The 5,226-nt window shown below is 34.4% G+C and carries 1 pseudogene; it reads left to right on the top strand.

Going from position 1 to position 5,226, the window contains the following annotated elements:
- Window positions 1-4,888: 4,888 nt before the first annotated feature.
- A pseudogene (locus PSN35_RS05830) lies at window positions 4,889-5,226 on the top strand (hypothetical protein); the annotation flags it as partial.

Genomic DNA, 5,226 nt, shown 5'->3' with positions numbered 1-5,226 from the left:
ATCAAGTTTACTGTATGAAATCTACAGTGTCCGGTATACAGTGTCAAGTTTAATGTATCAAGTCTACAGTATCAAGTCTACTGTATTAAGTTTACTGTATCAAGTCTACAATTTAAAGTTAGTTTGAATGTGGGTTAAACACAATGGCCAAAAGGACAGGGACAAAAGGACAAACAACGATCTACAAAACATTCACATAAAACTAAAGAGCGAGTAAAACGAACCCCACTAAAAACCTGAAGTGAATCCGGGTGTTGCGGAAAGGGTTAGCAGTTCTGACAATCCCACCACTGATCATCACCAGGTTTATGATTGTGACTCCAACAGGTAATTAATCCATTAGTTATTCGCTTTCCTCCATTATAAAGCTTACTGCAATGATATAACTTGACAAATTACGATTTATATCCAGTATTCATACATATGTCATGCTTATTAACTATAAAATAGAAAAACAATCTTAGCAATTTAGTCCAGTATCAAGTATGATGTGTCACGTATAGACATTAAACCTACTGAATCAAATATTGCATACAGTATCAAGTATATTACATCAAGTATATTGTATTAAGTCTGTTGTATCAGGTATACAGTGTCAAGTCTACAGTACCAAAACTACAGTATCAAGCCTACAGTATCAAGTATATTACATCAAGTATATTGTATTAAGTCTGTTGTATCAGGTATACAGTGTCAAGTCTACAGTACCAAGACTACAGTATCAAGTCTACAGTATCATGCATATGTCTACAATATCACAGCTATAGTACCAAATCTACAGTATCAAGTTTACTGCATCAAGTCTACAGTATTAGGTCTACAATGTCAAGTCTACAGTACCAATACTACAGTATCAAGTCTACAGTATCAAGTTTACTGTATCAATTCTACAGTATCAAATCCAAATCTACAGTGTAAAGTCTACAGTACCAAGTTTACTGTATCAAGTATACAGTATCATGGAAATATCTATAATGTCACAGCTACAGTACCAAGTCTACAGTATCAAGTTTACTGCATCAAGTCTACAGTATCAGGTCTACAGTGTCAAGTCTACAGTGTCAAGTCTACAGTACCAAGACTACAGTATCAAGCCTACAGTATCAAGTCTACAGTATCAAGTTTATTGTATCAAGTCTATAGTATCAAATCCAAATCTAGTGTCAAGTCCACAGTATCAAGTATACAGTAGCACGATTACTGTATTAAGTCTACAGTATCAAGTCTACAGTGTCAAATCTACAGTATAAAGTCTAGAGTATCAAGTTTCTTGTACCAATACTGCAGTATCAGTATACAGTGCCAAGTCTACGGTATGAAGTTTACTGTATCAAGTCTACAGTATCAAGTGTACTGTATCAGGTTTACAGTATAAAGTCTGTAGTATCAAGTTTACAGTATCAAGTCTAGAGTAGCAAGCTTACTGTATCAAGCCTACAGTAAGAAGTTTACTGTATGAAGTCTACAGTATCAAGTCTACAGTAGTAGGTGTACGGTATCAAGTTTACTGTATGATGTCTACAGTATCAGGTCTATAGTGTCAAGTCTACAGTATCAAGTCTAGAGTATCAAGTTTACTGTATCAAATCTACAGTATCAAGTCTACAGTATTAAGTTTACTGTATCAAGTCTACATTACCAAATCTACAGTGTCAGGTCTACGGTATCAAGTTTACTGTATCCAGTCTACAGTATCATGAATATATCTACAATATCACAGCTACAGTACCACGTCTAAAGTATCACATTACCTGCATCATGTCTACAGGATCAGGTCTACAGTGTGAAGTCTACAATATCAAAACTACAGTACGTATCAAGTCTACAGTACCAAGACTACAATATCAAGTCTACAGTATCAAGTATACAGTATCAAGTCTACAGTGTCAAGTATACAGTGTAAAGTCTATAGTATCAAGTTTACTGTACCAATTCTGCAGTATCAAGTCCATAGTGTCAAATTTACAGTATGAAGTTACTGTATCAAGTCTACCGTACCAAGTCGACGGTGTCAAGTCTACAGTATCAACTTTAATGTATCAGATTTACAGTATCAAGTCTACAGTAGCAAGTCTACAGTATCAAGTCAATAGTATCAAGTCTACAGTATCCAGTTTACTGTATGATGTATACAGTATCAAGTCTACATGATCAAGTCTAGATTATCAAGTTTACTGTATCAAGTCTACAGTATGAAGTTTACTGTATGAAGTCTACAGTATCAAATCTACAGTGTCAGGTCTACGGTATCAAGTTTACTGTTTCAAGTATACAGTATTAAGTATATAGTGTCAAGTCTACAATATCAAGTCTACAGTGTCAAGCTTAGAGTATCAAGTTAACTGTATCAAGTCTACAATATCAAGTCTACAATATCAAGTCTACAGTGTCAAGTCTACAATATCAAGTCTAGAATATCAAGTTTATTGTACCATTGATAATGAAATCTACAATATAAAGATAGTTCAAATTTGGGTTAAACTTATTTTATTGCAAACATTTACAAACTGGATAAGACACGAGTTATGCCAGCTCACGCGGTGTTTGCCAGTATCATTCCTTCTGTATTACTTTTACAGTATCATGTCTGCCATATTCAGACTACATTATCAAATATATTGTATCAAGTCTTCATTACCAAATCATCTGTTTGTTTGATGGTTTTTAACGCAAATTTCAGCAATATTTCCGTTATATCGTGGAGGTAAGTTTTATTGGTGGAGGAAACAGGAGAACCCGGAGAAAACCACCGACCTGTCGCAAGTCACTGGCAAACTTTATCACATAATGTTGTATACCTCGCCCTGATCGAGATTCGAACTCACCACATCAATGGTCATAGGCACTGATTGCACAGGTATTAGTAAATCCAGCTACCATACGATCACGGCCACGACGACGCGCCGCCCCGCCCCCAACAAATCTTCTGTATCAAGTCTTGTAAGTCTTCTGTATTACATCTCTAGTAGCATGTACTGTGTATCTGTATTTCTTTGCATCATCTTTAGATATTTAAGATAATCTAGCATAGTTACTACGTTTACATTAAGTGAATATTCATTAGAACAGTTGAAATATTTTCAAGAATTTATGTTTAACAAAGTTTGTTTTTGCTATTTATTTTATATGATGAAAATATATGTGAGCAATAAAACATAATAGGCTAAGTGGTCAATTCAATAACTTATCTTCTTGTTCTGCTCAAATTGCTTTATTATTTATATCCATCATTCCAACACTCTTTGCATATACACAATTATACCATACATATTGAAAATTACAACACTACTGAATATAATTATCTTTTGCTGCAATTTTAATCACATTCAAATGCCGTTCATTCTATTAGTTACAATCAACATACCATAGGCTTCCTAATCACTTTCCTTTTAATTAATATACAACTTCAAAGTTAAAATCTACGTATTGACATATTATTTTCATTTTAGCAATTAACTAGCTATGGTACAGTAAAGCATTTCATTGTAATATTTGTTGATAACATAAAGGTTGTTCACGTATGAAAGACACATCGCTTCGATCTTATCTACAAAAAATAAAAGATTTATTCCAATTCAATAAAATATAAATGCACTGAATTATCGTCTTTTAAACTAATTAAAACAGGCATTGTAACTCATCAAAACATGAGTTAATTTGATAATAATTAGAAATCTGTATCAATTATGTATTGTTATTTTGATTATACATATTTCACTAATAATAAATAGACAACACTATGAAATCGTGTGATCGTTGGTGGGCCATTGTGAGGCTACACCGTTTGAAGTCTTGTGATCATTGGTGGGCCATTGTGAGGCTACACCGTTTGAAGTCTTGTGATCACTGGTGGGCCATTGTGAGGCTACACGGTTTGAAGTCTTGTGATCGTTGATGGGCCATTGTGAGGCTACACGGTTTGAAGTATTGTGATCGTTGGTGGGCCATTGTGAGGCTACACGGTTTGAAGTCTTGCGATCGTTGGTGGACCATTGTGAGGCTACACGGTTTGAAGTCTTGTGAACATTCGAGTGCCATTGTGGGCCACAATTCATTAATGCTTACAAAAATGTGTGTGTTTTATATAAATGCCGGATGGAAAATTAGATATGATAGTATTAACATACAACTTTATACTTTATCTTTGTTCTCTGCCATTTTGTCATCATATGTATATATTATATTATTTATTGATATTGTACTATACTTGCTAATGTAAATAAAGTTATTATTATTAATTACATCACAAAATAACACCATTGTATTACAATTTTAAATACCATTAATATATACAATTATATTTGGTTATCCCATGTCTGCATGAAGCGCTTCTGAAAAAGTTAAATACAGTAATTTTAAAAAATCTGGATACGACGTAGGTCTAGATCGATTATGAAAAGAAAGTTTAAACAGTGATGATCAACAGTTCCACAAATTTCAACAAAATCAACAAATGCATCTGAATTAAAATTGCATTGAACACAAAGAGACCACGACATATGAAATGATGTGGGACAGACACGAACATGTGGCGGGGTTAAAAGAGCTTGTTCTTACTGTTAGTTGTTCACCGAAGTTTTTCTTTACAAAACAGCAATAAATGCAAAGCTGTTTCCCTGGAGTACCATCTGCCCAGTGGTCAGTGTTTCTGTACCATCTGCCCAGTGGTCAGTCTTTCGTACTGACATGGTTTATTAGATATATTTGTTATTTAAATTTAGTTCATATGTAATATATCAATAAAATTAAAACTCAGTAAGATTCTTCTCACTCGGGCATAGGTGACCGTAACCGATTTTGGCGATCATGTTAAGACCTTTTGGTTTGCATACACCCAACACCTTATAAATTATTTGTCTTTCCAACCTTTCGACTTGGAGCGTACCTGATGAAGGTTATTCCAGAAACGTACCTGATGAAGGTTATTCCAAAAACGTACCTGATGAATGGTTATTCCAGAAACGTACCTGATGAAGGTTATTCCAGAAACGTACCTTATGAAGATTATTACAGAAACGTACCTGATGAAGGTTATTCCAGAAACGTACCTGATGAAGGTTATTCCAGAAACGTACCTGATGGTGATTCCAGAAACGTACATGATGAAGGTTATTCCAGAAACGTACATAATGAAGGTTATTCCAGAAACGTACCTGATGAAGGTTATTCCAGAAACGTACCTGATGAAGGTTATTCCAGAAACGTACCTGATGAAGGTTATTCCAG

The sequence above is a fragment of the Candidatus Thioglobus sp. genome (genome assembly GCF_028599055.1).
GTDB lineage: Bacteria > Pseudomonadota > Gammaproteobacteria > PS1 > Pseudothioglobaceae > Thioglobus_A.
This window is presented reverse-complemented; position numbering and strand designations above follow the sequence as displayed.